23 protein-coding genes and 1 tRNA gene are annotated in these 24,512 nt (G+C 67.6%); 11 read left to right on the forward strand and 13 right to left on the reverse strand.

What is annotated here, in order from left to right; genetic code table 11:
* Nucleotides 1–3 precede the first annotated feature (3 nt).
* Together JHB91_RS06105 and JHB91_RS14100 are read left to right on the forward strand one after the other, a co-directional pair.
* Entirely contained in the window at nt 4–693 is a 690-nt protein-coding gene (locus JHB91_RS06105) for a response regulator transcription factor (RefSeq protein WP_199472101.1), read from the forward strand.
* The gene (locus tag JHB91_RS14100; RefSeq protein WP_199472102.1) at nt 690–2,057 is read left to right on the forward strand and encodes a HAMP domain-containing sensor histidine kinase; all 1,368 of its coding nucleotides are present in this window, start codon (nt 690–692) and stop codon (nt 2,055–2,057) included. Before JHB91_RS06105 ends, JHB91_RS14100 begins: the two co-directional genes overlap by 4 nt.
* On the opposite strand, the gene JHB91_RS06115 is transcribed toward JHB91_RS14100, so the two are convergent.
* On the reverse strand, nt 1,961–3,175 hold the full coding sequence (locus tag JHB91_RS06115) for an FAD-dependent oxidoreductase (RefSeq protein WP_199472103.1): 1,215 nt from the start codon (nt 3,173–3,175) through the stop codon (nt 1,961–1,963). The two genes, JHB91_RS14100 and JHB91_RS06115, sit on opposite strands and share 97 nt — an antisense overlap.
* A gap of 125 nt (nt 3,176–3,300) precedes the next feature.
* Between JHB91_RS06115 and JHB91_RS06120 the strand changes: the two genes are divergently transcribed.
* The 4 genes from JHB91_RS06120 (at nt 3,301) to JHB91_RS06135 (ending at nt 8,029) form a co-directional block, all read left to right on the forward strand.
* Nucleotides 3,301–4,200, forward strand: a complete 900-nt coding sequence (locus JHB91_RS06120; RefSeq protein ID WP_199472104.1) for a prolyl oligopeptidase family serine peptidase — start codon at nt 3,301–3,303, stop codon at nt 4,198–4,200.
* 105 nt (nt 4,201–4,305) lie between these two features.
* Nucleotides 4,306–5,484: a dsDNA nuclease domain-containing protein gene (locus JHB91_RS06125; protein ID WP_199472105.1), complete on the forward strand. Its 1,179-nt coding sequence runs from the start codon at nt 4,306–4,308 to the stop codon at nt 5,482–5,484.
* On the forward strand, nt 5,481–7,199 hold the full coding sequence (locus JHB91_RS06130) for a hypothetical protein (protein ID WP_199472106.1): 1,719 nt from the start codon (nt 5,481–5,483) through the stop codon (nt 7,197–7,199). The genes JHB91_RS06125 and JHB91_RS06130 overlap by 4 nt, the downstream gene beginning before the upstream one ends.
* Nucleotides 7,200–7,402: 203 nt before the next feature.
* On the forward strand, nt 7,403–8,029 hold the full coding sequence (locus JHB91_RS06135; protein ID WP_199472107.1) for a tyrosine-type recombinase/integrase: 627 nt from the start codon (nt 7,403–7,405) through the stop codon (nt 8,027–8,029).
* Nucleotides 8,030–8,248: 219 nt separating this feature from the next.
* Here the strand turns inward: JHB91_RS06135 and JHB91_RS06140 are convergent, their stop codons facing one another.
* The 6 genes from JHB91_RS06140 to JHB91_RS06165 form a co-directional block, all read right to left on the reverse strand.
* Nucleotides 8,249–8,953 carry a hypothetical protein gene (locus tag JHB91_RS06140; protein WP_199472108.1) on the reverse strand — a complete coding sequence of 235 codons (705 nt, stop codon included), beginning with the start codon at nt 8,951–8,953 and terminating at the stop codon, nt 8,249–8,251.
* On the reverse strand, nt 8,925–9,164 hold the full coding sequence (locus tag JHB91_RS06145; RefSeq protein ID WP_199472109.1) for a hypothetical protein: 240 nt from the start codon (nt 9,162–9,164) through the stop codon (nt 8,925–8,927). The genes JHB91_RS06140 and JHB91_RS06145 overlap by 29 nt, the downstream gene beginning before the upstream one ends.
* 62 nt (nt 9,165–9,226) lie before the next feature.
* Entirely contained in the window at nt 9,227–10,444 is a 1,218-nt protein-coding gene (locus tag JHB91_RS06150; protein ID WP_199472110.1) for an RtcB family protein, read from the reverse strand.
* Nucleotides 10,445–10,495: 51 nt separating this feature from the next.
* Nucleotides 10,496–11,617, reverse strand: coding sequence for a slipin family protein (locus tag JHB91_RS06155; RefSeq protein WP_199472671.1), 1,122 nt, complete (start codon nt 11,615–11,617; stop codon nt 10,496–10,498).
* A gap of 287 nt (nt 11,618–11,904) precedes the next feature.
* A tRNA-Gln gene (locus JHB91_RS06160) sits at nt 11,905–11,972 on the reverse strand.
* Nucleotides 11,973–12,528: 556 nt separating this feature from the next.
* Nucleotides 12,529–12,954, reverse strand: coding sequence for a YchJ family metal-binding protein (locus JHB91_RS06165; RefSeq protein WP_199472111.1), 426 nt, complete (start codon nt 12,952–12,954; stop codon nt 12,529–12,531).
* A gap of 125 nt (nt 12,955–13,079) precedes the next feature.
* Here JHB91_RS06165 and JHB91_RS06170 point away from each other — a divergent pair, with 125 nt between their 5' ends.
* The 4 genes from JHB91_RS06170 (at nt 13,080) to JHB91_RS06185 (ending at nt 16,719) form a co-directional block, all read left to right on the forward strand.
* Complete coding sequence (locus JHB91_RS06170; RefSeq protein WP_199472112.1) at nt 13,080–13,601, forward strand: type 1 glutamine amidotransferase domain-containing protein; 522 nt, start codon at nt 13,080–13,082, stop codon at nt 13,599–13,601.
* 66 nt (nt 13,602–13,667) lie between these two features.
* Nucleotides 13,668–15,443: a CPBP family intramembrane glutamic endopeptidase gene (locus JHB91_RS06175; RefSeq protein WP_199472113.1), complete on the forward strand. Its 1,776-nt coding sequence runs from the start codon at nt 13,668–13,670 to the stop codon at nt 15,441–15,443.
* 171 nt (nt 15,444–15,614) lie between these two features.
* Entirely contained in the window at nt 15,615–16,010 is a 396-nt protein-coding gene (locus tag JHB91_RS06180) for a hypothetical protein (RefSeq protein WP_199375244.1), read from the forward strand.
* Between the two features lie 136 nt (nt 16,011–16,146).
* Nucleotides 16,147–16,719: an NADPH-dependent FMN reductase gene (locus tag JHB91_RS06185; protein WP_199472114.1), complete on the forward strand. Its 573-nt coding sequence runs from the start codon at nt 16,147–16,149 to the stop codon at nt 16,717–16,719.
* A 4-nt stretch (nt 16,720–16,723) separates the two neighbouring features.
* On the opposite strand, the gene JHB91_RS06190 is transcribed toward JHB91_RS06185, so the two are convergent.
* The 6 genes from JHB91_RS06190 to JHB91_RS06215 are packed head-to-tail and all read right to left on the reverse strand — an operon-like array spanning nt 16,724 to nt 23,528.
* Nucleotides 16,724–17,218 carry a TspO/MBR family protein gene (locus tag JHB91_RS06190; RefSeq protein ID WP_199472115.1) on the reverse strand — a complete coding sequence of 165 codons (495 nt, stop codon included), beginning with the start codon at nt 17,216–17,218 and terminating at the stop codon, nt 16,724–16,726.
* Nucleotides 17,219–17,277: 59 nt separating this feature from the next.
* Entirely contained in the window at nt 17,278–17,919 is a 642-nt protein-coding gene (gene pdeM, locus JHB91_RS06195; RefSeq protein WP_199472116.1) for a ligase-associated DNA damage response endonuclease PdeM, read from the reverse strand.
* Nucleotides 17,903–20,395: a ligase-associated DNA damage response DEXH box helicase gene (locus JHB91_RS06200; protein ID WP_233398629.1), complete on the reverse strand. Its 2,493-nt coding sequence runs from the start codon at nt 20,393–20,395 to the stop codon at nt 17,903–17,905. The genes pdeM and JHB91_RS06200 overlap by 17 nt, the downstream gene beginning before the upstream one ends.
* 26 nt (nt 20,396–20,421) lie before the next feature.
* The gene (locus JHB91_RS06205; RefSeq protein WP_199472118.1) at nt 20,422–22,035 is read right to left on the reverse strand and encodes an ATP-dependent DNA ligase; all 1,614 of its coding nucleotides are present in this window, start codon (nt 22,033–22,035) and stop codon (nt 20,422–20,424) included.
* Nucleotides 22,035–23,030: a ligase-associated DNA damage response exonuclease gene (locus tag JHB91_RS06210; protein WP_199472119.1), complete on the reverse strand. Its 996-nt coding sequence runs from the start codon at nt 23,028–23,030 to the stop codon at nt 22,035–22,037. Before JHB91_RS06210 ends, JHB91_RS06205 begins: the two co-directional genes overlap by 1 nt.
* 12 nt (nt 23,031–23,042) lie before the next feature.
* Complete coding sequence (locus JHB91_RS06215; protein ID WP_199375237.1) at nt 23,043–23,528, reverse strand: pyridoxamine 5'-phosphate oxidase family protein; 486 nt, start codon at nt 23,526–23,528, stop codon at nt 23,043–23,045.
* A 194-nt stretch (nt 23,529–23,722) separates the two neighbouring features.
* Between JHB91_RS06215 and JHB91_RS06220 the strand changes: the two genes are divergently transcribed.
* On the forward strand, nt 23,723–24,496 hold the full coding sequence (locus JHB91_RS06220) for a BON domain-containing protein (protein WP_199472120.1): 774 nt from the start codon (nt 23,723–23,725) through the stop codon (nt 24,494–24,496).
* The last annotated feature ends 16 nt before the right edge of the window (nt 24,497–24,512 follow it).

The following is a 24,512-nucleotide window of genomic DNA, read 5'->3' on the forward strand; positions in this document are numbered from 1 at the left end:
GCCATGCACCTGCCCGCGCTGCGCATCCTGGTGGTCGAGGACAACCCGGTGCTGCGCGGGAACCTGGAGGCGATGTTCGCCGACAGCGGCATCGCCGCCAGCTTCGCCGCCGACGGCCTGAGCGGGCTGCAGGCGGCGCTGGCCGATCCGCCCGACGTGCTGGTGCTGGACCTGGGCCTGCCCGGCCTTGATGGACTGCGCATCTGCGAGCGCCTGCGCGCGCAGGCCGATCGCCACATTCCCGTACTGATGCTCACCGCGCGCGATGCGCTGGACGACAGGCTGCTGGGCTTCCGCAGCGGTGCCGACGACTACCTGGTCAAACCGTTCGCCGGCGCCGAACTGCTGGCGCGCTGCCTGGCGCTGTCGCAGCGCCACCGCGCCGGCACTCCGCATGTGCTGCGCATCGGCAGCCTCGGCATCGACCGGCGCAGCGGCGTGGTGCAGCGCGAAGGCCGCACCCTGCACCTGCAGCAGACGGCGCACCAGCTGCTGCTTGCGCTTGCCGAAGCCTGGCCGCGCACGCTGACCCGCAGTGAGCTCGTTGAACACATCTGGGGCGACGCCCCGCCCGACTCCGATCCGCTGCGCACGCACCTGTACATGCTGCGCCAGGCACTGGACCGCCCGTTCGCGGTGCCGATGCTGAAGACGGTGCATGGCGTCGGCTTCCGCCTGGAGGCCGACACGTGAGCAACACGACGCGTCCGCGCCGCCGGCTGCGCCACCGGCTGATGGTCGCCTTCGGCGGATTCGCCCTGTTCGTGGCCGCGCTATACGGCTTCTACGTGGTGCTGTTCGTCTACGTGGTCGAAGACCGTTTCTTCCATGGCCTGCTGCAGCAGGAAGCGCAGGCGCAGCTGGCGCACCACGCCGCGCACGGCGAGTGGACGCGCCCGCAGCTGCACTTCATCGCGGTGCATGCCGATCCGGCCACCCTGCCCGACGGGCTCGGCACGTGGTTGGCCGAGGAGCCTTCGCGTCGCGAGTTCCCCGGCAACGACGGCCGCCACTACCACCTGCAGGCCCTGCAGCCAGCGGCGCCGGCTGCACCGGCGTGGCTGGTGGCCGAGGTCAGCCAGCAGCTGGCGGTGCGGCCGATGCGCAGCGGCATCCTGCAGTGGCTGGGCGTGTCCAGCCTGGCGGTGCTCGCGCTGGCGCTTGCGCTCGGCGCCTGGCTGGCCCGGCGGATGACCGCGCCGCTGTCGCGGCTGGCGGCGCTGGTCGATGAGGCCACGCCGTCGCGGCTGCCCGCCGGATTCTCGGATGCCTTTCCCGACGACGAGGTCGGCACGCTGGCGCGCGGGCTGGAGCGCCTGATCGCGCGCATCGACGACTTCGTGGCGCGCGAACGCGAGTTCAGCCGCGACGCCAGCCACGAACTGCGCACGCCGCTGGCGGTGATCCGCAGCGCCTGCGAACGCCTGGCTGCGCGCGACGGCCTCGATGTCGAGTCACGGCTTCAGCTCGAGCATGTCCGCCAGTCCGCACACCAGCTCGAGCAGACGGTCGCCACGCTGCTGGCGCTCGCGCGCGAGGAGCACAGCGCCGAGGCCGCCAGCGATGTCGCCGTGCTGCCCCTGCTGGAGCGCGTGATCGTCGACCAGGCGCCGCTGCTGGATGGCCGTGCGGTGGAGGTGCGGCTGGATGTGGCGACCAACACGCGCGCGCACTTGCCGGCGACCGTGCTGCACATCGTGCTGTCGAACCTGGTGGGCAACGCCTTCGCCCACACCCGCGACGGCGAGGTCGTGATCGACGTGGACGGCGAATGGCTGCGCATTGCCAACCCGGGCGATGGCATCGCGGCAGCCGCATTCCAACCCTTCGCCAAGGGCGAGGCCAGCGCCGGCTTCGGGCTGGGCTTGGCGATCGTGCGCCGGCTGGGCGAGCGCCACGGCATCGCCCTGCGCTTCGACACCGACGGCGAGGGCACGGTCGCCCGGCTCGCACTGACTGCTCAGCCCTCACCGCGCCCGAACGAGAACAACTCGGCCAACGGATGCCTGCGCCGCTCGATCAGCGCACGCACCAGCCCGGCGCCGATCATCGAATAGGTGATGCCGTTGCCGCCGTAGGCCATGGCGAACTGCACGCGCGGGCCGTGCTGCGGGTGGGGGCCGAAGAACGGCAGGCCGTCATGGGTCTCGGCGAAGGTGCCGGCCCAGGAGAACGCCAGCCGCAGCGGCAGGTGCGGGAACAGGGTCGCGGCCTTGTCCAGCAGCTTGCGCGCCTTCTTCTCCACGCGGGCGTCGCGTCGCACCGGCACGTCGACATTGTCGTCCTCGCCGCCGACCAGCAGGCGCCCGTCGCCTGTGCTGCGCATGTACAGATAGGGGCGCGCCGTCTCCCACACCATGGTGTCGACCAGCGGGCCCAGCGCGTCCTTGTCGATCGGGTCGGTGATCACGGCGTAGCTGCTGCGATCGGCGGCGACGCGCTTGCGCAGCCACTTCTGGCTGGCGTAACCCGCGGCGATCACGACGTGCCCGGCACGCACCGCGTGGCCCTCGGCGGTGGTGAGGAGCACATCACGCGAACGGGGCTGGATGCTCTCGATGGTCGTGCGGTCGAACACCGCGCCGCCACTCTTGCGGAGCCGCGCAAACAGGCGGTAAGCCATGCGGTAGGGATCCATGCGCGCAGCCAGCCGGCTGAGGATGGCCGCCGGCGCATCGAAGCCGAACTGTTCGCGCACCGCATCCGAATCCAGCCACGCCACATCGAAGCCGTGGCGCTGGCGCAGCGCGAATTCCTCGCGCAACGCGCGTGCGTCGCGGCGACGGCTGGCGTAATAGAGGCTCGCGGCGCGGGCGAAATCCACGTCGCGCACGTCCGCCGCCTTTGCCTGCAGCAGCGGGATGGCCTCGGCGCAGGCGCGGTAGGCGAGCACGGCGTTGTCCTCGCCATAGCGCTTGGCCAGGTCGACCATGTGCGTGTCGATCTCGTACTGCAGCAGCGCCGTGCTGGCGGCGCTGCTGCCCCAGCCCACGTCACGTTGCTCGAACACCGCCACGTCATGCCCGTGCGCGGCCAGTTCGTCGGCGATCAGCGCCCCGGTGATGCCGCCGCCGATCACCGCCACGTCGCAGCGATGGTCCGCCTGCAGCGGCGGGAAGGCGTGCATCAGGCCGTTCTTGACCGCCCACCAGGGGTAGCCGCTTTTCAGGTCCATCGGGGTGCAGCTCGCAGTCGGGATGCCGGGGCGTCCATGACTGCATGGCCGTGCGAGAAGAACCGGTGAACTCGACCTCCAGAGCAGGCCCGCGACCCGTCCATATTGCGAGCTACCATCCAGGGATGACGGACGATCTCACTACGATGCTTCGCCAGCGCCTTGGGCTTGCGGACCCTGTCGCTTTGGAATTCCAGCGAGGCGACGCTACCGAGGCCGACGGATTCGCCCGTGAACGGATCGAATACCGCGGACTCGAAGGTGATCCCATCCCGGCGTTCCTGTTCACGCCCAGGGGGCGCGACACGCTCGGTGGCGTGGTTGTCTTCCACCAGCACAACGGGGAGTTCCACTTCGGCAAGAGCGAGGTCGCCGGCGATGTGGGTGACGCGTTCCAGGCCTTCGGGCCTGCGCTCGCGCGCAGGGGTGTCGCGGTCCTCGCCCCGGACTCCATCACGTTCGAGGATCGACGGGGCGCGGTCCACGGGGTGGAGCCGGACTACTACGATTGGCTCCAGCACTACAGCGCCATGAGCTACCGGTTGCTGGATGGCGACCTGCTGATGAGGAAGTGCCTGGATGATGCCCAGCGCGCCCTGAGCGTCTTGCTCCAGGCCGCAGACGTGGACGAGCGACGCGTGGGCGTGGCTGGACATTCGTACGGTGGCTACACGGCGCTCTACCACGCGGCCGTCGATTCGCGATGCCGGTTCGCATGCATCAGCGGTGCCGTATGCAGCTTCGAGACGCGCCGCCGGGAGAACACCGGGATCACCCTGTTCGAGGCCGTACCCGGGCTCGCCCGCCAGCTTGAAACGCACGATGTCCTCTCCGCCATCGGACCCAGGCCGACACTGGTCGTATCGGGTACCGGGGACAAGTACTCACGCGATGCGGACCAGGTCGTGGCCAAGGTTGCCGGCGACTTCATCACCGAGCTCCGTGTCGACCGGGGGCATGCGCTTGATCAGGAGCGGTTCGACGCGATCGTCGAGTGGATCGTCGACCGCGTATCCAGTCACTGAGGGGCACCTAACGGCCAGAAGCGGACACCATCGCCCTCCCCCCACAAGGTCGAAGACGCCCATGGCTTGCTGTAGGCTTGGCTCCAGGGGAAAGCTAGGGCTGTCATGGCACTTAAGGACGAGAGTGCGCCGCTCCCAAAGGCGCTTGAAGCACTGCTGGGGGACGCTGCCAGCGACGAGAAGACCGGCGCAAATGCGACGCTAGGATTTACCTTCCAGCAGTGGTGGGGCGCACTGGTCGTTGCCGAGTTGCTGGAGTCCGAGGCCGACTTCGCAGTGGGCATGGAAGTCAAAGAAGACGTAGCCATCCTGGACTCCGCGCTAAGTCCTATGTCCGTCGAGTTCTGCCAAATCAAGAAGAATGAGCAGGCTGGTGGCTGGGGGCTGAAAGATCTCCATCGGCAGGGCCCCAAGAGAAAGAGCAAGCCGCACGACCCCTCGATCCTGGCCAAGCTCCACAAACGGAGAACCGAATTCGCCGGCCATCCCACGAAGCTGCGCTTCGTGTCCAATCTAGCGGTCAAAATTGCTGCCGGTATGTCCGCGTCTGATTGTCAGCTCACGAGCCTGACACCGGCAGAACAAACCGAGATCCGCGAAAAAATCGCCAAACAGCTGGCCGTCGGATCGGCCGAGGTCGATCTCAACGACTGGATGCTTCACCGTACCAACCTTCCGCTGGGCGAGCAGTACGTGTTCTTGGCCGGAAAGCTGGCCGACCTGAGCGCTGCCGGCAAGATCCCGTTTGATCTTCCCAATCCGACCGTCGCGGCTCGCTATTTGGCGTCGGTGCTTCAATCGAAGGCGTCGCATACCAGTTACGCCGCAACTATTCACGACCTGAAGAGCCGCGTCCTCTCCAGGGCTGACGCGATTCAGGCGCTCTCCGAAGCCGCCGGAACCACGCACCGCGCCTCCGAAAGGCTCGATGATGCGCTTCAACAGCTCGCTGCGACGGGCTACCCCTTCTTGGCTCTGAAACAGATCAAAGCCGAACGAACCACGGTCTTGGCTCACGCCGTAGATCGGACCAATGATCAACTGAAAGCCTGCGTCGCGGCGCTTGCGACCCAGTTATCTCACCTTACCCAGGATGCCAGTAGCCTACCGCTGAGAGACCTTATGGACAGCTTGGTCAAACAAACCATCAGCGCTTCCCCCTCCGACTTCGCCGGCCTTAGACCAGCGTACGTCAATGCCCTCGCCCTCTTGGTACTCAACGATGGAATCGACCTCGACATACTCCCTCCTGCGCCTGGTCCGCAACCTGAGGCATGCGCATGAACCGCAACGTCACCTTCAAGACGCTCTATCTGCTGTCGCAGCGAGACAAGCGCGCACGCAAGTTGGACCTGGAGCCGAAGACGCTCCTGTTGGGCACGAACGGGATGGGCAAGTCGAGAATCACTAAGAACCTGTTCTGGGCGTTGGGTTGCCTTCCCCCAAAGAAGGACCGAGGGGACTGGGATACCAATGCAATCGCGGCACTCGCGTTCACTTACGACGGCCAAGAGTACGTAGCGCTTCGTCACGGCAAGCGCCTTGGGTTGTTCAAGGATGGTGCCTTGCAGTTCTTCACTGAACGGGTCGGCACCTGGGACCTGCACATGGCCCAGCTTTTCGGCTATCGCCTCCATCTAACCAGGCACGACGGCGGCTCAGGACAAGCCAGCATGGAGCACCTGATGGTGCCGTTTTACTTGGATCAGGACGGAAGCTGGAGCACTAAATGGGCGACATTTGATGGGCTGAGTAAATTTAAGAGCTGGCCCAAGCCAACTCTGGAGTCCTTCATCGGGCTGAAGCCCAACGCGTGGTTTAGGGCCAAGCAACACCAGGAAGAAGCGTGGGCAATGGCCAATGAGAAGCGACGAGAGCTGGAAGCGCAATCCAACGCCTTCGAGCAAGTCCAGAAGGCATTGCCTGCAGATCTTCCGCGCATCGACCCCCAGTCCTTCCACGAGGAGTTGGTCCGGCTGGGGACGCAGGCGGCGGAAGCGTATGAACTTCAGGTTACCTCCAGGGCAAAGCTTCTGAACGTGGTGTCCCAACGTGAGCAGCTCCGCTCAGAGCTGAAGCTGGCCGGGGCCGCCCAGCGCGAGCTGGATGCAGACATTGCATACCTTTCGGACCTGCCTCCAGGGCCTGTGGAGTGTCCCACCTGTGGCGTCCACCACAAGAACTCGTTCCATGCACGCCTGACTCTTTCTGTCGATGCCGACACCATGGGCGCGCTTGTGCAAGAGCTCCACGGTCAGCGCGAAGCTCTCCGGAGCGAGGAAACCGCGCTCCGGCAACTTTTGACTGATGTCAGCCAAAAGCTCGATTCGTATGCCCAGGAAACCAGCAATCGGAAAGCCGACCTCCAACTGAGCGACTTGCTCGCCACCGAAAGCCGCCGCACGCTGGATGTCGCTTTCCGCCACGCCGCGGAGCCCCTTCAGGAGGCATTGGACAAACTCGTGTTGCGGGAGAGTGCTTTTAAGGAACAACTAAAGAAGCTGGAAGACAAACACCGCAAGGCGACGGTTGAAACGTTTTACGCCGGCCGCGTATCTTCCTACTCCAACCGACTCAATATCCCGCTCGCGGAACAGGCCAAGAAGGTCAAAGTCGGTGACCGAGATGGGGCTGGCGGTAGCTACGCCGCACGAGCCGTTCTCGCGCTGCATCTTGCCCTAATCGATACCAACGTCGAGCACGGGGACACCCCTCTTTTCCCCTTCGTCATGGATACGCCTCAGCAATCCGGGCAGGACGCGGCCAACCTCAGGAACATGATCGAGACCGCCGCGGCCGCCGCCGGGCAGCACCACCAGCTTCTCTTTGCAATCGAGACATTGCCCGATGGGACAGACGTCACCGGGTTCAAAGTCATCGATTTTCAGGAACCCCAAGGCAGCCTCCGCGAAATGGATTTCGCACTTGTGGCCGACTTCCTGCGCACCCCTCTCCGCGAGCTAGACAGTGCGTTCCCGACTCAAAGCTCCAAGCCCTGAACAGAGGTGAGCGACATAAGCGCATGCGGAAGGCAAGGGCATCACGTGCGTGGAGTTGACTCCTCATTCTTTTAAACGAGTCGAGTACCTGCTTTGGGTCGGTAGCTGCGGGCTATCCCGTGACTGCTCCATCGGCGTGACGGCCGCCCAACTCGGGTCGTTCGACGCTCGCCCTCCCTTCCATCCCGGAAGAGGAGGACGCCATGAAACGGAACACCGCACAACTCGTCTCCCGACCAGCCTGGAACCGCGGAAAGCTCGTCGGCCAAAAGGCCCCGCTCAAGCTCAAGGAGATCTGGTCCATCCGGGTCCGTCTGCAGTTGGCCGATGACATTCGCCAGCTGGCTCTCTTCAACCTGGCCATCGACAGCAAGCTGCGGGCTTGCGACCTAGTCGGTCTCCACGTCCGAGACATCGCTCACGGCACCCAGATCTCACCGCGAGCCTGTGTCGTCCAGCGCAAGACCCTGCGCCCCGTCCAGTTCGAAATCACCCTCCAGACGCGCGAAGCACTGACGGCTTGGATAGACAACCGATGCCTCCAGCCCGACGATTATCTCTTCCCCAGCCGGCAACACGACCGGCCGCACCTCTCCACCCGCCAGTACGCCCGCATCGTCAAGGGTTGGGTCCGATGCATCGGCTTGGACGAGCTGAACTATGGGACACATTCCATGCGCCGGACCAAGGTCTCTCTCATTTACCAGCGCACCAAGAACCTGCGTGCAGTGCAGTTGCTGCTGGGCCACACCAAGATCGAAAGCACCGTGCGCTACCTCGGCGTCGACGTCGATGACGCTCTAGTCATGGCGGAACAAACTGAGGTTTGACTTGCTCCCGATGAGAAGCGGTCACCCAGGTGACCGCTTCCGGCCAGTAGCGGTCGTTTGTCCAAAATCGATCAAGTGACTGCTCAGACGGTTTTCTTAAATCTGGCCGAGCGAAACAGGCCGGGGGCCTTAAGCTCAAAGCAGCCGCCCGGTGTGATCGATTTCTCATGGCCGGAAATTACCCCCGGAGCATCCGTTTGGCGGTTTTGGGCAGTTCGACTATGAAGCTGGCTTGGGTTGCCGCCGAGTAATTAAGGGTTCGTTAGACATGATTTCTCGCAGGCTGTATGTCTGGTCGAACCGCATGGTCGGGCCATGAACGACCGTCTCGGTAACCCCCGAATAATTAGACGGTGCAGGAGGACTTAGACGCGGATTGCCTTTTCGATAGACCCTCACCGGGTTGCCCTGCCGGAGACTCGCGAACACGACTGCGTCGAATGGAAACTGCGCCTTACTAAGAAGATAGTCAGTACTGCCCTCTAGATGCTCCTTGAAGACGACCGTATCGGTGGCTACTACGTCGCTGAAGCACAGCAGGATGATCTCGCGATAAGTGCCGTATTCTAAATAGCTCTGATACTTTATTTTCTTCGAGATCGCCCCGTCATATATATAGGAGTCTTGGATATCAATCTCGGCCTTCTTGATTGGTCGAACGCTATCGAAGCCGTTTTCGAGCACGTCCATTGTTTGAGCGATAACCCTGTCGCGCCCATATTTTTCATCGTTCAGGTAGGCAAGGTCCTGCCCCTTATCTACGGTGGTGATTTCAATCCCTATCCTGAAAGGGCCGGCTTTCCGGCCAAAGCGCTTGTGCGGCTTGTAGACATTAATGGCAGCATCGGGCCTGTCTGTTTGCGCTGGATCGAAGGAAAACTTGCCGTACAGCTTTTCAAACAACGGCTCCGCCAACTTGAGCACGTGCTCTTCCAATTCTCTTTTCTTCATAGTCACGCAACCTAAAAATAAAGCGGTAACCAACCAAGTTTGCAGGATTGAGCTGCTTCATCGAACGCCCGGTCTTGACACACACCAGCCAGCCAGAAGCAATAGTCTGAAGATCAGCAATCGCTGCGCAGCAAACATTGATCGTCAAGGCTGCGAAGGACCGCAAAGGGTCGTAAGCGGACAAACAGCGCTCTTACCTGCAGGTGCCCCGAGAGAGAGATGGCCCCGCCTCCGCAGGGCCACCCCTCACCCCTTGACGCACACCACCTGCCGCAAGGTATGCATCACCTGCACCAGGTCCGCCTGCGCCGCCATCACCGCCTCGATGTCCTTGTAGGCCGCAGGTGACTCGTCGATCACGCCCGCGTCCTTGCGGCATTCGACATGCGCCGTGGCCTCGCGGTGCTGCTTCAGCGTGATGCTGTTGCGCGCCGCGGTCCGGCTCATCACCCGCCCTGCCCCATGGCTGCAGCTGTGGAAGCTGTCGTCATTGCCCAGCCCGCGCACGATGAAGCTCTTGGCGCCCATGCTGCCGGGAATGATGCCGAGCTCGTCCCTGCCCGCCCGCACCGCGCCCTTGCGGGTCACGAACATCTCCTGCCCGCCGTGCACTTCCTTCTGCACGTAGTTGTGGTGGCAGTTGACGGCCATCGCCTGCAGCTTGAACTTCGGAAGCTCCGCACGCATCGCGTGCAGCACGCGCTGCATCATCGCCTCGCGGTTGGCGCGGGCGTAGTCCTGCGCCCAGCCGACGGCCTCCACGTAATCGTCGAACAGCGCCTCGCCTTCCATGAAGAACGCGAGGTCCTTGTCGGGCACGTGGTAGCCGAGCACGCGCTTGCCCAGCTCCTCGCGGGCCAGCTGGATGAAGTACGTGCCGATCAGGTTGCCGGTGCCGCGCGAGCCCGAGTGCAGCATCACCCACACGGCCTCGCTCTCGTCGAGGCAGACCTCGATGAAGTGGTTGCCGCCGCCGAGCGTGCCCAGCTGCTGCTCCACCTTGTCGAGGCGGATCCGCGGATGCCTGGCCTTGATGCGCTCGAGCCGCTGCCACAGGCCGGAGCCGGCCAGCGCCGACTCGACGCTGTCGGGCGTCTTGCGGTGGTTGCCACCCGGGCCGTTGCCGACGGGAATCGCGCGCTCGATCGCCGAGCGCAGCCGCGCCAGCGAGTCCGGCAGGTCGCGCGCGTTGAGCGTGGTGCGCACCGCGGCCATGCCGCAGCCGATGTCGACGCCGACCGCGGCGGGGATGATCGCGCCGCGCGTCGGCACCACCGAGCCCACCGTGGCACCGATGCCCAGGTGCACGTCCGGCATCACCGCGACCCAGGGCCCCACGAAGGGCAGGCTCGCGATGTTGCGCAGCTGCTCGTGCGCCTTGTCTTCCAGCTGCACGCCGCGGACCCAGCCCTTGATGGGGGTCTCGCCTTCGCGGTGCAGCCATTGGTAATTCGAAGTGTCCATGTGGTCCATTCCTTGAAGGACCCGCGCGCCCGTCCATTGGGCGCGCGGGTGTTACTTCAGCGTCACGAGTTCCTTGACGACGCCATCCAGGCCGCCGAACACGGTCAGCCTGTCGATCTTCTCCGTCACCTTTTCCAGGGCTTCCAGCTCCTTCAGGCGCATCAGCACCGGGCTTTCCTCGATCAGCTTCGCGGTGTTGAGCAGCGAGCGCGTGGCATTCGCCTCCTCGCGGCGGCGGATCACGTTGGCCTGCGCCAGCTTCTCCGCCTGCACCACCCCGTTGAGGATCTCGCGCATCTCGCCCGGCAGGATCACGTCCTTGACGCCGACACCCAGCACCTCGATGCCGAGCGCCTCCACGCGGCCACGCACATGGCCGAAGATCTCCGCGTCCAGCGTGGCCTTGTCGCCGAGCAGCTCATCGAGCGTCTTGGCGGCCACGGCCTTGCGCAGGCCGTACTGCAGCTCGCGGTACACGTAGTCGCTGTACTTGGCCACCCGCGTACGCGCGGCGACCGGGTCGGTCACGCGCAGCGAAGCAGCCAGGTTCACGCGCAGGCTCACCTTGTCACGGGTCAGCAGTTCCTGGCCGGAAACCTCCATGGACTGCACGCGCAGCTCGATGGTCTCCACCGCCACGTTCTTCTGGAAGTTCCAGAAGGCGTAGCTGCCGGCGCCGAGCACCTGTTCCAGCGTGTTGTCGACGAACACCAGGCCCGCCGACTCCACCGGCACATCGAGCACCACCGCCACGCGGCCCAGCATGCCGAGCTGGCGCAGGCGGCGCGTCACGTCGGGCGCGACGCGCAGGCCTTCGGCAAGCGAAGCCTTCTCGACCTCGACCTGCACCAGGCCACGCCAGTACAGCTTGCGCAGACCCGGCGGCAGCACGTCCTCAAGGCGGCCGTTCTTCGACACCAGCCCGACTTCGTCCATGCCGATGTCGGCCAGCACGAAGGTCCTGTCCAGCGTGGTGCCGAGCGCGGCGATCAGCGCATCGACGTCGTCGCCGGCGTAGTCCGGCTTGCGGATGTCGTGCACGACCACGTCCAGCTGGTCGCGCCACGCGAACAGGCGATGCACGCCCGGCGCGAGGACGCGCTCGAAACGACGGTTGCGATACACCAGGCCGCGCTCAGCGTCGCCGATCACGACCCGACGGGTCCAGAACATCATGGGTTTTCTCCTTGTACGGCCGGCGGAAGAAGTGGGAACGCCCCTGGCAGGTAGCGGGCGGGCAGCCGATGCTGGCGATGGCGTCTGCCGTGGATCCATGGCCGCGCCCGTATCGGCACGCGCCCGCTTTTCCACGTTGTCTGCCACCGCCAGGACGCGGCGCCGGCGCGTTACCCGCTGCGTGCTTCGTTGCGCATCGCGATCCACTGCGACGCCTGGCGGAACAGGCACGGGACGTTCCCGGTTTCGGGCTTGCGCCCTTTGCTGATGACAATCAGCGATCGTTGGAGCGGGATTCGAACCCGCGACACGTGGAAACAAAATCCACTGCTCTACCCGTCTGAGCTATCCAGAGGTCAACGTGCGGGACTCGCACGTTGTCGCAGTCGCCTCGAACCGGCATCGGCATGCGCCACGGCAATGCCGCGCGCACCGGACGGGACACAAGCCCGTACCGCTGTCACCGATCGAGATTCGACCGCGCATTGCCGCCTCTTTCGAAACGGCAATTCATTTGCGTTGCCCCGCTACCGCGGTGCCCGCGTGTGTTGGACGTCCTTTGCGAACGCAGAAACGAAAATGCCCCCGGCATGGAGTCCGAGGGCATTCGCAGTGCCTCGGAAGATCGGGGTGACCGATCTCCCGTGGAGGAGTCGGTCAGGCCTGGTATGCGCCTTCGTACGCGAAACGCGCGCGCCGGCCCGCATCGCGCTTTGGCAGCGATGGCAGCAGGCGGTCGGCTATGCGGTTCTGCGTGGACATGATCGAAGTACGACTCGAATGAGGGAACGGGTTGCGTGGCTACGCAACGGGAGCGCACCTTACTCGCGGCAGTGCACGCGCGCAAGCGAAATGATGACATGACGACGAACGGTCACCTTCCGCAACCAGGCGGTGGGCGCAGCACGCTATGCAGACACCTCGCCATCCACATACACCCAGCGCCCATCGACGCGCTCGAAGCGGCTGACCTCGTGCATGCGGACCGCCGGCCTGCCGTGCACCTTGTAACGCGCCACGAACTCCACGATCGCGGTGCCGTCGCCGTGGTCGACGTGGCGCTTCACATCCAGCCCAAGCCAGCGCAGACCCGGTGTGTCATCAAGGTCGAGTTCCGCAGGTCGGGTGTCGGGATGCCAGCTGTGCAGCAGGTAGTCGCGCAGGCCGAACACATACGCGCTGTAGCGCGATCGCATCAGGACCTCGGCGTTGGCGGCCGGCGCGCGGCCGTCGTGGATCGGCTGGCAGCAGGCGGCGTATGTGGCGCTCGGGCGGCAGGGACAGGCTTGCGACAACGCTGCACCCACATCGGCGCCCGGCTTCAAGCGTTTCATGCATCGGCCCGAACATTGGAGATGACGGAAGAATACGGCGAACACGCGCCCGCAGCCGACCGGATTCACCACGGCCAAACCCCCGCGGAGGCAGACTTCCGGCTCCCCCGCCCCAGGACTCCCCCATGGCCAAGCGCATCGCCATCCTCGCCACCAATGGCTTCGAGCAATCCGAACTCACCGGCCCGCGCGATCGCCTGTTGGCCGCCGGTTTCGACGTCGACATCGTCGCTCCGGAATCCGGCGAGATCCGCGGCTGGAAGGACAAGAACTGGGGCGACACGGTGGATGTCGATGTCACGCTCGACAAGGCCTCCCCGGACGACTACGCCGCCCTGGTACTGCCCGGTGGCGTGATCAATCCGGACAGGCTGCGCATCAACAAGGCGGCGGTGGCTTTCGTGCGCGCCTTCGACGCCGCCGGCAAGCCGCTTGCCGCGATTTGCCACGGCCCGTGGCTGCTTGCCGAGTCCGGCGCGGCCAAGGGCCGCGAGCTCACATCGTGGCCGTCGGTGCGCACCGATCTGGAGAACGCCGGAGCGCGCTGGAAGGATGCGGAGGTCGTCACCGACGGCCACATCATCACCAGCCGCAAGCCCGACGACATCCCGGCCTTCAGCAATGCGGTGATCGCCGCGCTGCGTTGACCGGCTCGCCGGGGCAACCGGGGCCCCGACGCGCGATACCATCCCCCCAGGGAACAGGGGGACAACATGGCAAATCGTTACTGGTGCGCAGCTTCGGTTGCGCTCTTCTGTGCGGCCGCGTCACTTGTGGTCGGGGCGTCCGAGCGCAGCGAGGCGCTGCGCGATTCCATCGAGGTGGTGGATGCGCGCATGGACGCCGCTTATAGCGAGGTGCTTGGCCGCCATGACGCGGATATAGCCTCGAATCCACACGATGCCGGGCGCGCAGTCGCGCGCTGCGAGTTCATCGGAGCATTCAGCGATGCTGAAACCGGCCGCTACGTGGCAGGCGCGCCCGAGGCGTTCGAAGCTTGCGTCGACCGATTGGCTGAATCCACTCCCGGAGACCCGCTCGTACGCGTCTACCTGTTCGAACAGGGCAGGCTTGCCGACGCCGAAGGCGCAGCCGACACGCTGCTTGCAGACTCTGCAAGCTGGCCCGGCGACCTGCGCAAGCGCGTTGCCGCGACGCTCTACTGGGAAACCAATGACGATGCGGCGCGCGCCGGCGACCTGGCAGTCACGGCTGCACAACTGGGTGATTCGCAGCTGGTTGGCCGCGCCGTCAGGCACCTTGCCGGCCTCGGAGACGATGCGACGGCCACGGCGCTGCTCGGGGACTCAGCGCCTGCAGGGAGCAACTACTCGGCGACCGGGCGTGTCGAGGCGGCGCTGCTCCTGGCCGAGCCGGGGATTGCACTCGCCGAACTGCGTCGCCAGGAGGCTGCCGGACGCCAAGTCGACGCGCCGATGGCTGCGCGCGCGTACATCAAGGCAGGCGACCTGGATGGCGCCCGCGAGCAACTGCAGGCCTCCGATGATTCCGACGATCTCGCGAATGCGGTCCGCTTCGATATCGCTTACGCCAGCCGCGACTGGGCGTCGGCATCCCATCACGTCGACCTAGTCCGCAGCGAGGATTTTGTCGCGCACCTCGAACGTTTCGGAAGGCTGGTTTCAGCCGCGCCATCGGCGCTGCTACAGCCGACGCTATGGCCTTCGCTGGTGGTCATCGCCGCGATCATGCTTGCGCTGGCGCTGCTCCCGGGAATGCTGCTGATCCCGGTGCATTACCGCGGGGCGCTGCGTCGCCTCGCAGGTCGCGCGCGTGTACCTGTCTTCGCTCCCGTCGGACTGCGCCACGCATGGATGGCGATGGCGGCGCTCCTGGTCATCCCGTCGCTGATTCTCGGTCTCGTCGACCCGGCTGGCCTGTCGGGGATGCTGTCGGGCGAATCGCAGCCGAATGGGCGCGCACTCATGCTCACAGGCCTCTGGAGCGCCGCGTTGTGCTTGACGGTGCTGGCGTTTCCGCTGCGACGCTTCGCGGCCGCGAATGGATTCGGATGGTCGCGAATGCACCGGGCATGGTGGCGGATCCTGCTGGCATGGGCCGCGCTGCTTGCTGTTGGCGCGTTGCTCGCCGCCATCTACCAGTCCCGCGGCATCGACAGCAGCACGGACCAGGTCAGGATGGTGGCCGACATGGTCAACAGCGGGCGGACCCCGTGGGAGGTCGGGCTCGCGTTTCTCACTGTCGTGGTCCTCGGTCCTGTCTGGGAGGAGTTCGCATTCCGCGGGCTGCTTCTCGGTGGCCTGGCCCGCCATATCTCCTTCGGCTGGGCCAACATGCTGCAGGCCCTGCTCTTCGCGCTGGTGCACGATGATGCGCCACGCTTCGCGTACTACCTTGCCCTCGGGCTGCTCACCGGCTGGCTTGTGCGCAGCACGCGCTCGCTGGCGCCCGCAGTGGTTCTACACATCCTCGTGAACATGCTGGCGTTCGCATTGATCATGCGCTGACCGATCGGAGGTGCTCCGGCGGCATGCCATGCCAATGGCCTTGCAGGAAGTTGTAGTCTGCCTCCGGCCCGGCTCGCCTCCAGAGCCGGCGCCTTGCGATTGACCTGTAGGCAACCCGGCAAGCGCGCCTGCTCCCAGGCCGCCCGGGATTCACCGCAAAGGAGCAATGCAATGAATCCGGACGAAACGATGGGCATGTTGCAAGCCGCCGCCGGCTTGTTCACCTTGGCGGCGCTTGGCGGCCTGGCGATGGCCGCGATCCGCTTCGGCGGCACACGCAATCCGCCGGCGTGGCTGGCGATGTTGCATGGACTGCTGGCTGCCGCAGGCATCACCTTGCTGGCCTACGCCGCGCTGATGGGCGATGTGCCTTCCTCGGCTCTCATCGCCTTGCTGCTGTTCCTCGCGGCGGCGGGAGGCGGCTCGGTGTTGAGCCTGGCCTACAAGTGGAAGCAGCTCCTGTTGCCATCGTGGCTCGTGCTCGCGCATGCACTGCTGGCGGTGGTCGCATACGTCCTGCTGCTGCTGGCTGTATTCGGAAACGCATCGGCGACAGCAGGCAGCTGACCCCGCTGCGTGGCGGGTAGCGACGACGTGGGGGCCGGCAATCACCGGCCCCTTACACGACGGCGCGAAAAATGGCGGCTCGGCATGTGCGCAGAGCAGTGGCCAAAGCGGCCATCCGTACTGCCCGGAGCAGACGATGAAGACCTACAACGTGGGATACCTGATCGGCAGCATCGCCAAGGACTCGATCAACCGTAAATTCGCCAATGCGCTGTTCAAGCTGGCCCCGTCCCAGCTCAAGTTCGCGGAGATCTCCTACCGGGACCTGCCGATCTACAGCTACGACTATGACGCCGACTATCCGGAAGCCGGCCGCAAGTTCAAGCAGGCGATCAAGAACTCGGACGCGATCCTGATCGTGACGCCGGAGTACAACCGCTCCATTCCCGGCGGCCTCAAGAACGCCATCGACTGGGCCAGCCGCCCGTGGGGCACCAACTCCTTCGCCAACATTCCGTCAGGCGTGATCGGCACCTCGCCAGGTGCGATCGGCACGGCCGTGGGCCAGCAGCACCTGCGCAGCATCCTCGGCTTTCTCAACTCGCCGCAGATGAACTCGCCGGAGGCCTACATCCAGTTCAAGGACGGGATGATCAACGACGCCGGCGAGATCGCCGATGCATCCACGGCGAAGTTCCTGGGCGACTACCTTGAGGAATTCCACCAGTTCATCGCGCGTGTGTTGACGGTACTGCCGCGCGACGCCTGACGCATCAACCGAGCAGCTGCGGATTCATGCGCCACGTGGCGTGGTTGAGGAACGCAGCGAACGTGACCCATGCGAGATACGGCAGCATCAACATGCCGGCAAGCGGCCGCACGCGCCAGAACAGCCAGGTGGTGGCCGCGATCACCAGCCACAACAGCACGATGTCGGCGAACGCCAGCCCGCCCATGCGCCAGGCGAAGAAGCACCACGTCCACAACGCGTTGAGCACCAGCTGCACCAGGTACAGCGTCAGCGCGACGCGCGCGCCCTGCCAGCCCGCGCGCCGCCAGACCATCCACGCCGCCAGCGCCATCAGGATGTACAGAAGCGTCCATACCGGGCCGAATACCGAGGCCGGTGGCGCCCAGGTGGGCGTCGCCAGCTGGGCGTAGAAATCGTCGGAGCGCACCGACGCCGCGCCGCCGATGGCCGCGGTGGCGAAGGTCACGGCGGCCCAGCCTGCGAGGCCGGTCCAGGGATGCTGCGTACGTTCGGTCATGGCGTGGTGGCTCCGCTGTGGTGACGCGCGACGCTACGCGATGCGCCGTGGTGCGCGGGTCAAGGCGCATTCACGGCAAGCACGCCACCGGCGCATGCCACCCAGTGGCGCGCGTCGTCGAGACGCTGGCCGCCGGTGAACGCGGAAAACGCAGGCAGCACCGACTGGTGCGCGTCGAGCGCGAGCGCGGCATGGCGCCCCGGCAGACCCGGCAGGCGCGCCACGGGATGCACGTGCCCGCACAGCACATGTCCGGCCGCGGGCTCGGGGACGTCGAGCGGATGGTGGCGGAACCGGAACGGGCCATCGCGCACGTCGTCGGGCAGGCGCACCACGCCCATGGCATCGGCCAGAAGCGATCGGTCGTGGTTGCCCGCCACCACCGCGGCCACGCAGCCGGGGTGCGCGGCAAGCAACGCGCGCCAGGCGGCGTCGACCTGCGGCTGGTGCCGGCCATGCAGGAAATCGCCGAGGATCCACAGCTCACGCGCCTCCGAGCGCTGCAGCAGCGCGTCGAGGCGCGCGAGGTCGTGCGCCGTGCCGCCGCTGGGCACGGCGATGCCGGCCGCACGCAGGATGTCGCCCTTGCCCAGGTGCAGGTCGGCGATCAGCAGGCGGCGGCGCGCGGGCCAGTGCAGCGCACGGTCCGCGTACAGCCGCATCGGCTCGCCGGCGATGACGAGTTCAAGCACGTCGGGCATGGCGCTTCTCGAGCTGGGCCGCGGCGCGCTGCACGCGCGTGCGCCAGTCCTCGCTGCTGAGCTGGCCGCGCATGGCGTCCGCCCACAGCGGGAATGCCAGCGGCGTCCGGCTGCGCGGCGTGCGCAGGTCGAGCGTGCGGTCGCGACAGCGGCGCAGGGTGTCGCCGAGGCGGCGCACGTCGAGCTGCGCCTCGAGCACTTCGCGTTCGGCCTGCGCCAGCAGCATGTGGCCCGGGTCGTGGCGGCGCAGCACGTCGAACAGCAGGCCGCTGGACGCCTGCAGCTGGCGCAGCGAGCGGATCGCGCGGCCCGGCAGCGACGGCGGCAGCAGGCCGGCGACGCGGGCGATGTCGCGGAACTGGCGGCGGGCGAGCTCGGCGATGTTGAGGCTGGCGTGCAGGTCCTCGAGCAGGCCGTCGGGCGAGAGCATGCGCGCCAGCAGCGCAGCGTCCGGCCAGGCTTCGGCCTGCGCGCTCAGCACCAGGCCGTAGTCGTTCATCGCCCAGACGAAGGTGTTGGGTGCCTCGCGTGACCAGCGCAGCGCCAGCAGCGGCGCCAGGCCCTCGTGCACCGCGCGGCCGGCGAACGGAAACACGAACAGGTGCCAGCCCTGGCGCGTCTTCACCGCTTCCACCAGCAGCGTGTGGGGCGTGGGCAGCGCAGAGAGCTCCGTCTGCAGCGCGAGCAGTGGCGACAGCGCGCGCATCTCCGGGCTGGCCGGTGGCTGCGCCAGGATCGCTTCCACCTCGGCGGCCAGTTCGCTGGACAGCGGCATGCGCCCACCCTGCCAGCGCGGCACCATGCCGTCGTTGCGCGTGGCCAGGCGCACGTAGGCGGTCATGTCCTTGAGCTGCACCAGCTCCAGCGTGCGGCCGGCGAACTGGAAGCGGTCGCGCGGCCGCAGGCGCGACACGAACGCCTCTTCCACCACGCCGAGGTGCCCGCCTTTCAAGTAGCGCACCTGCACGCTGCCGTCGCTGGTGATGGTGCCGATGGACAGGCGGTGGCGGAACGCGACGCGGCGATCGTGCACGCGGTAGCTGCCGTCAGCGTCGCGCAGCACGCGGCGGTAGTCGGGGTAGTGCTCGAGCGCGCCGCCGCCGCGCACGATGAAATCGAGCACCGCCTGCCAGGCGGCATCCGGCAGGTCGGCGAACGCGTGCGTGCCGCGCACCTCGGCCAGCAGCGCATCGGCATCGAAACCGCCGCCGAGCGCGAGGGTGACGCAGTGCTGCGCCAGCACGTCGAGCGACAGCCGCGGCGGCGGGCGCGCTTCGATGCGGCCGCCGGCGAGCGCATCGCGTGCGGCGGCATATTCGGCGAGCTCCAGCGCGTGCGTGGGCACGCACACCACGTGCCCGGCCTCGCCGGGCCGGTGCCGCGCGCGGCCGCCGCGCTGCAGCAGGCGCGCCATGCCCTTCGGGCTGCCGACCTGCAGCACCTGGTCCACGGCCGGGAAGTCGACGCCAAGGTCGAGGCTGGAGGTAGCCACCACGCAGCGCACGCTGCCGTCGCGCAGGCCGGCCTCGGCGGCGGCGCGCAGCGAGGCGTCGAGCGAGCCGTGGTGCAGCGCGAGCGTGGCCGGGTCGTCCAGCCACACCGCCTGCAGCGCGCGGTGCCAGAGCTCGGCCTGCGAGCGCGTGTTGGTGAACAGCAGGCTGCTGCGTGCGCGCTGCAGCACCGCGGCGACGCGCTGCAGCTGCGACAGGCCGAGGTGTCCGGCCCAGGGGAAGCGCTCGCCCTCGGCCGGCAACAGGGTTTCCAGCGTCATCTTCCTCGGCCTGGGCGCGGACAGGATCGCGGCGCCCGGCGCATGCGGCAGCAGCACGTCGCGGGCCTCGTCGAGGTTGCCGAGCGTGGCCGACAGCCCCCACGTGCGCGCGCCGGGCGCCAGCGCACGCAGCCGCGCAAGGCACAGCTGCAGCAGCACGCCGCGCTTGTTGCCGAGCAGTTCGTGCCACTCGTCCACCACCACCGCGCGCACGCCGGCCAGCAGCGCGCCGGCATCGGGATACGACAGGGCGAGCGCGAACGATTCCGGCGTGGTGACCAGCACGTCGGCGAGGCCCTGGCGCGCCAGGCGCCTGTCGCGCGCGCTGGCGTCGCCGGTGCGCATGGCCACCGTCCACGGCACGCCGAGCGCGGCGATCGGTTCGCGCACGGCGCGCACCGTGTCCACCGCCAGCGCGCGCAGCGGGGTGATCCACAGCACGCGCAGGCGCGGCGTGGCCGGCACGCCGGGGCGCGCGCGCTTCGGTGCGGGCGTGTCGCCGAGGCGCAGCGCTTCGAGCAGCGGCCCGCCGAGCGCGGCCAGCGTCTTGCCGCTGCCGGTTGGCGTGACCAGCAGGCCGGATTCCCCGGCGAGGTAACGCCGCCAGGCCTCGCGCTGGAACGCCGCCGGCCGCCAGCCCTGCTCGGCGAACCACGCCGACAGCGGCGCGTCGGCGCGGCTGCGTGCAGGCGTCTTCGCGCGCATCGGCGGCGAGCGCGCTGCGTCCGCCGTCATCGCGCCAGCGCCCGCAGGCTGTCCAAGGTGTCGGCCTCGCGCGCCAGCTTGTCCTCGCGCCAGCGCAGGATGCGCGGGAAGCGCACCGCGATCCCCGACTTGTGCCGCGCCGAGCGGTTCACGCCCTCGAAGCCGAGTTCGAACACATGCACCGCGTCCACAGAGCGCACAGGCCCGAAGCGCTCCAGCGTGTGCGCGCGGATCCAGCGGTCGAGGCGCAGGATCTCGGCGTCGTCGAGGCCCGAGTACGCCTTGGCCACCGGAACCAGCGCGTCGCCGTCCCACAGGCCGAAGGTGTAGTCGGTGAACAGCGTGCTGCGCCGGCCGTGACCGGACTGGGCGTAGATCAGCACCGCGTCGATGGCGAGCGGATCGATCTTCCACTTCCACCAGTCGCCGCGCTTGCGGCCATGGCGGTAGGGCGAGTCGGCACGCTTGAGCATCAGGCCTTCGACGCCGCGTTCGCGCGCTTCCCCGCGCAGCGTGGCGGCGTGCGTCCAGTCGTCGGCCACGACGCGCGGTGACAGCGCGAGGCGCACCGGATCTGTGTCGGCCAGGACTTCGGCGAGCAGCGCGCGGCGCTCCGCCAGCGGCCGCGCACGCAGGTCCTCGCCCTCCAGTTCCAGCAGGTCGTACGCCAGCACCCGCGCGGGCGCGGCGGCCAGCGCCTTCGGCCCCGGCTTGAGCCGCTGGATGCGGGTCTGCAGCGCACTGAACGGCATCGGCTCGGCACCGCCGGGCTGCCAGGCGAGCAGTTCGCCGTCGATCACGCAGTCGCGGCCCAGCGCGGCGGCCGCGGCCTCGATCTCGGGGAAGCGCCCGTCCATGCGCTCCTCGCCGCGCGACCACAGCGCGACGCCGCTGGCGCGGCGGATGAGCTGCAGACGGATGCCGTCCCACTTCCACTCCAGCAGCCAGTCGTCGATGACGCCAAGCGACCCGGCCTCGGCCTCCAGCGGCGAAGCAAGGAAGAACGGATACGGCAGCGCGGCATCGCCGGGCTGCACGTCCGGCGACAGCAGGCCTTCGAGGAACGCCGCCGACGGCGCCCAGCGCCCGAGCATGCGCTGCGCGATGAGCGCGATGTCGACGCCGGAAAACTCCGCCAGCGCCTGCTGCACCAGCCCCTGCGACACGCCCACGCGCAGCGCGCCGGTGAGCAGCTTGTTGAACACCAGGCGCTCGCCGAAACACAGGCTGCGCCAGGCCTCCACCACGACCGCGCGGCGCGCCTCCGGTGTGTCGTTGGCGATCGGCGCGAGGCGCAGTTCGATCCAGTCGGCCAGGGCGATGTCGCCGCTGCCCCGCGCGCCGGTCGGCGGATCGTCCAGCAGCAGCGCCAGCGTTTCCGCCAGGTCGCCGACCTGGTGGTGGCAGTCCTCGACCAGCCAGTCGGGCGTGCCGCTCTCCTCGCCGATCCACGCGCGCAGCTCGCCGGTGGCGGCGATCTTCGCGCGCGCGCCGCCGACCTTGCCGCCGGCCAGCAGCCAGATCGCCCACGCGGCATCACGCGGCGGCGCATCGCGGAAGTAGTCCACCAGCGCGCGGCGCTTGTCGCCGGTGCCGGTGCTGCGGTCGAGCCGCTCGTAGAGCGCGGCGAAGCGGCGCATCAGTCGTCCTCGCCGTAGCCCGTGGCGAATACGCCGGTGTCGATGCCGCGGTCGTTGAGCACGCGCACCAGCGCGTCGGTGTCGCCGTGGGTGGCGATCACCCGGCGCGCGCCGGTCTCGTGCGCGGTGCGCAGCAGTGCCGGCCAGTCGGCGTGGTCGGACACCACGAAGCCGCGGTCGTAGTTGCGCCGCCGGCGGTTGCCGCGGATGCGCATCCAGCCCGACGCGAAGCCCTGCTGCGCGCGCTTGAAGCGTCGGATCCACGGGCTGCCCGCGGCCGACGGCGGTGCCAGCACCAGCTCGCCGGCGAACGCCGTGCCGCGCGCCTCGTCGGCCACGCGCCGGGTGTCGAGCATGGCCACGCCGGCCTCGCGGTAGACCTGCACGCCGGTATCGATCGCGCCGTGCACGAAGGCCGGGCGATCGGTGTGCGCGGCGAGCTCGGCCAGCACGCGCTGCGCCTTGCCGAGTGCGTAGCAGTACAGGATCGCGGCCTCGCCGTTGGCCGCGCACTCGTCGCGCCAGGCGACGATGTCGGCGGCGACGTCGGCGGCCGGCGTCCAGCGATAGATCGGCAGCCCGAACGTCGCCTCGGTGATGAACACATCGCACCGCACCACTTCGAACGGCAGGCAGGTCGGATCGTGGTCGCGCTTGTAGTCGCCCGAAGCGACCCAGGTTTCGCCATCGACTTCGATGCGCACCTGCGTGGAGCCGAGCACGTGGCCGGCGGGATGGAACGACACCAGCGCGTTGCCGATGCGCACGCGCTCGCCCAGCGCGTGCACGCGGTAATCCTGGTCACCCAGCCGCCAGCGCAGGATCGGCAGGCCCTGCTCGGCCACGTGGTAGGTGCCCATGCCGCTGCGCGCATGGTCGCCGTGGCCATGCGTGATCACCGCGCGCGGCACCGGGCGCGACGGATCGATATGGAACCCGCCGGCGGGGCAGTACAGCCCCTCCGGCGTGGAGACCACCAGGTCGCCGTGCGGCATCGCGGCGCCGGCTCAGCGCAGGTCGATCTCGCCGACCTTGTCCTTGTAGTCCTTCTTGGGATCGACGCCGAGCATCATCTTGACGCCGGCCAGCATGCTGGAGGCGTCGATCCAGACTTCCGCGTCTTCGGCATCCAGGCGCAGCAGGCGTAGCTCGGGGTCGTCCTTGCCTTCGTACCAGGCGGCGACGAAGGGATTCCAGAGGCGATCGACCACGGCGCGGTCGGTGTCGACGCGCAGCGTGCCGCGGATGCTGGCGAACAGGTCATGGCCCTTGGACGCGAAGCCGGCAATCGCGCGGCCGCCACCGTCGCCGAGCTGGCGCACCAGCGCGTTGTGGCTGGATGTGAAGAACCACAGCGGCGCACGGCGGTTCTCGGCCTGCGCGGTCATGGGACGGGCGTGGCCGTCTTCCATGCCGTCCAGCCCCAGCATGAGCGTGCGGTCGCTCTCGAGGGCCTTCCAGAATTTTTCTTCAAGCTTGTGGGCATCGGTCACGGAGTGCTCCTTGGGTGTCGCCGGGGGATGCGTCGAGAACGCGGTTTAACACCGCGAAAGTGACAGCCGCGTATGAACGCGCACCGCTGCGCGTCGCCGGCATGACGCTGCTTGAACACCGGTGCGCGGACACTCCGCCTGTCGGTGCGCCAGCGTGCGCCGCCGCCCCCATTCCACCCCCGGAGACTCCAGACATGACTGCCAACAACAAGGCCAAGAATGAATTCAAGGCCGTCGCCCGCGAGGCGGCGCAGCTCGGCGCACGCTTCGTGGGCGTGACCCGCGACTGGTTCGACAACCGCAGGCAGGAGGCAAACCGCCCGTCCGGCTCCAGCCGCTACGTCACGCCCGGCCGCCCGGCCGATGACGACGAGCGCACCTACGGCCGCGATGAGCTTGCCGGGGCTGCATCGAGCGGCACCGCGGGCCGGCGCAGTGGCTTCCGCGGCATCGGGCCGCGCGGCTATACGCGCACCGACGAGCGCATCCGCGAGGACGTGTGCGAAGGCCTGTGCGACAGCGACGACATCAATGCCGCAGACATCAACGTGGATGTCAGCGGCGGCGCCGTGCGCCTGTCCGGCACCGTGCCCAACCGCGCGATGAAGCACCTTGCCGAGGACATCGCCGAATCCTGCAGCGGCGTGCGCGACATCGAGAATTCGATCCGCGTGGCCGGAGTGGACCCGGTAGGCGGATCGCATGCGTATGGCAGTGGCGGCGCGCGCGGCGCCAGCGCGGGCGCGGGCACGTCGTCCGCGGGCTACGGTGGCGCCACGGGCGCGCCGGCGTCCGGCTCCGCCGCGGCCGGCGGCGGCGGTTCGGCTGCCGGAAGCACCACGGGCCATGTCTATGGCGCGCCGGGCACCGTGACGCCCGGCCATGACACATCCCCCGGCGCTGCCGGCAGCGGCACGGCCAGTGGCGCCGGCAGCGTGGGCGGCCACCGCCCCGACCGCGCTGTCTGATCCGGGCGTGATACGA

Origin of the sequence: Luteimonas sp. MC1828 (assembly GCF_016461615.1) — a bacterium.
GTDB lineage: Bacteria > Pseudomonadota > Gammaproteobacteria > Xanthomonadales > Xanthomonadaceae > Luteimonas.

Coding starts and splice junctions, on each gene's coding strand:
- JHB91_RS06105 (WP_199472101.1), top strand. CDS start 4: ATGCACCTGCCCGCGCTGCGCATCCTGGTGGTCGAGGACAACCCGGTG.
- JHB91_RS06115 (WP_199472103.1), bottom strand. CDS start 3,175: ATGGACCTGAAAAGCGGCTACCCCTGGTGGGCGGTCAAGAACGGCCTG.
- JHB91_RS06120 (WP_199472104.1), top strand. CDS start 3,301: ATGACGGACGATCTCACTACGATGCTTCGCCAGCGCCTTGGGCTTGCG.
- JHB91_RS06125 (WP_199472105.1), top strand. CDS start 4,306: ATGGCACTTAAGGACGAGAGTGCGCCGCTCCCAAAGGCGCTTGAAGCA.
- JHB91_RS06130 (WP_199472106.1), top strand. CDS start 5,481: ATGAACCGCAACGTCACCTTCAAGACGCTCTATCTGCTGTCGCAGCGA.
- JHB91_RS06135 (WP_199472107.1), top strand. CDS start 7,403: ATGAAACGGAACACCGCACAACTCGTCTCCCGACCAGCCTGGAACCGC.
- JHB91_RS06150 (WP_199472110.1), bottom strand. CDS start 10,444: ATGGACACTTCGAATTACCAATGGCTGCACCGCGAAGGCGAGACCCCC.
- JHB91_RS06155 (WP_199472671.1), bottom strand. CDS start 11,617: ATGTTCTGGACCCGTCGGGTCGTGATCGGCGACGCTGAGCGCGGCCTG.
- JHB91_RS06165 (WP_199472111.1), bottom strand. CDS start 12,954: ATGAAACGCTTGAAGCCGGGCGCCGATGTGGGTGCAGCGTTGTCGCAA.
- JHB91_RS06170 (WP_199472112.1), top strand. CDS start 13,080: ATGGCCAAGCGCATCGCCATCCTCGCCACCAATGGCTTCGAGCAATCC.
- JHB91_RS06175 (WP_199472113.1), top strand. CDS start 13,668: ATGGCAAATCGTTACTGGTGCGCAGCTTCGGTTGCGCTCTTCTGTGCG.
- JHB91_RS06180 (WP_199375244.1), top strand. CDS start 15,615: ATGAATCCGGACGAAACGATGGGCATGTTGCAAGCCGCCGCCGGCTTG.
- JHB91_RS06185 (WP_199472114.1), top strand. CDS start 16,147: ATGAAGACCTACAACGTGGGATACCTGATCGGCAGCATCGCCAAGGAC.
- JHB91_RS06190 (WP_199472115.1), bottom strand. CDS start 17,218: ATGACCGAACGTACGCAGCATCCCTGGACCGGCCTCGCAGGCTGGGCC.
- pdeM (WP_199472116.1), bottom strand. CDS start 17,919: ATGCCCGACGTGCTTGAACTCGTCATCGCCGGCGAGCCGATGCGGCTG.
- JHB91_RS06200 (WP_233398629.1), bottom strand. CDS start 20,395: ATGCGCGCGAAGACGCCTGCACGCAGCCGCGCCGACGCGCCGCTGTCG.
- JHB91_RS06205 (WP_199472118.1), bottom strand. CDS start 22,035: ATGCGCCGCTTCGCCGCGCTCTACGAGCGGCTCGACCGCAGCACCGGC.
- JHB91_RS06210 (WP_199472119.1), bottom strand. CDS start 23,030: ATGCCGCACGGCGACCTGGTGGTCTCCACGCCGGAGGGGCTGTACTGC.
- JHB91_RS06220 (WP_199472120.1), top strand. CDS start 23,723: ATGACTGCCAACAACAAGGCCAAGAATGAATTCAAGGCCGTCGCCCGC.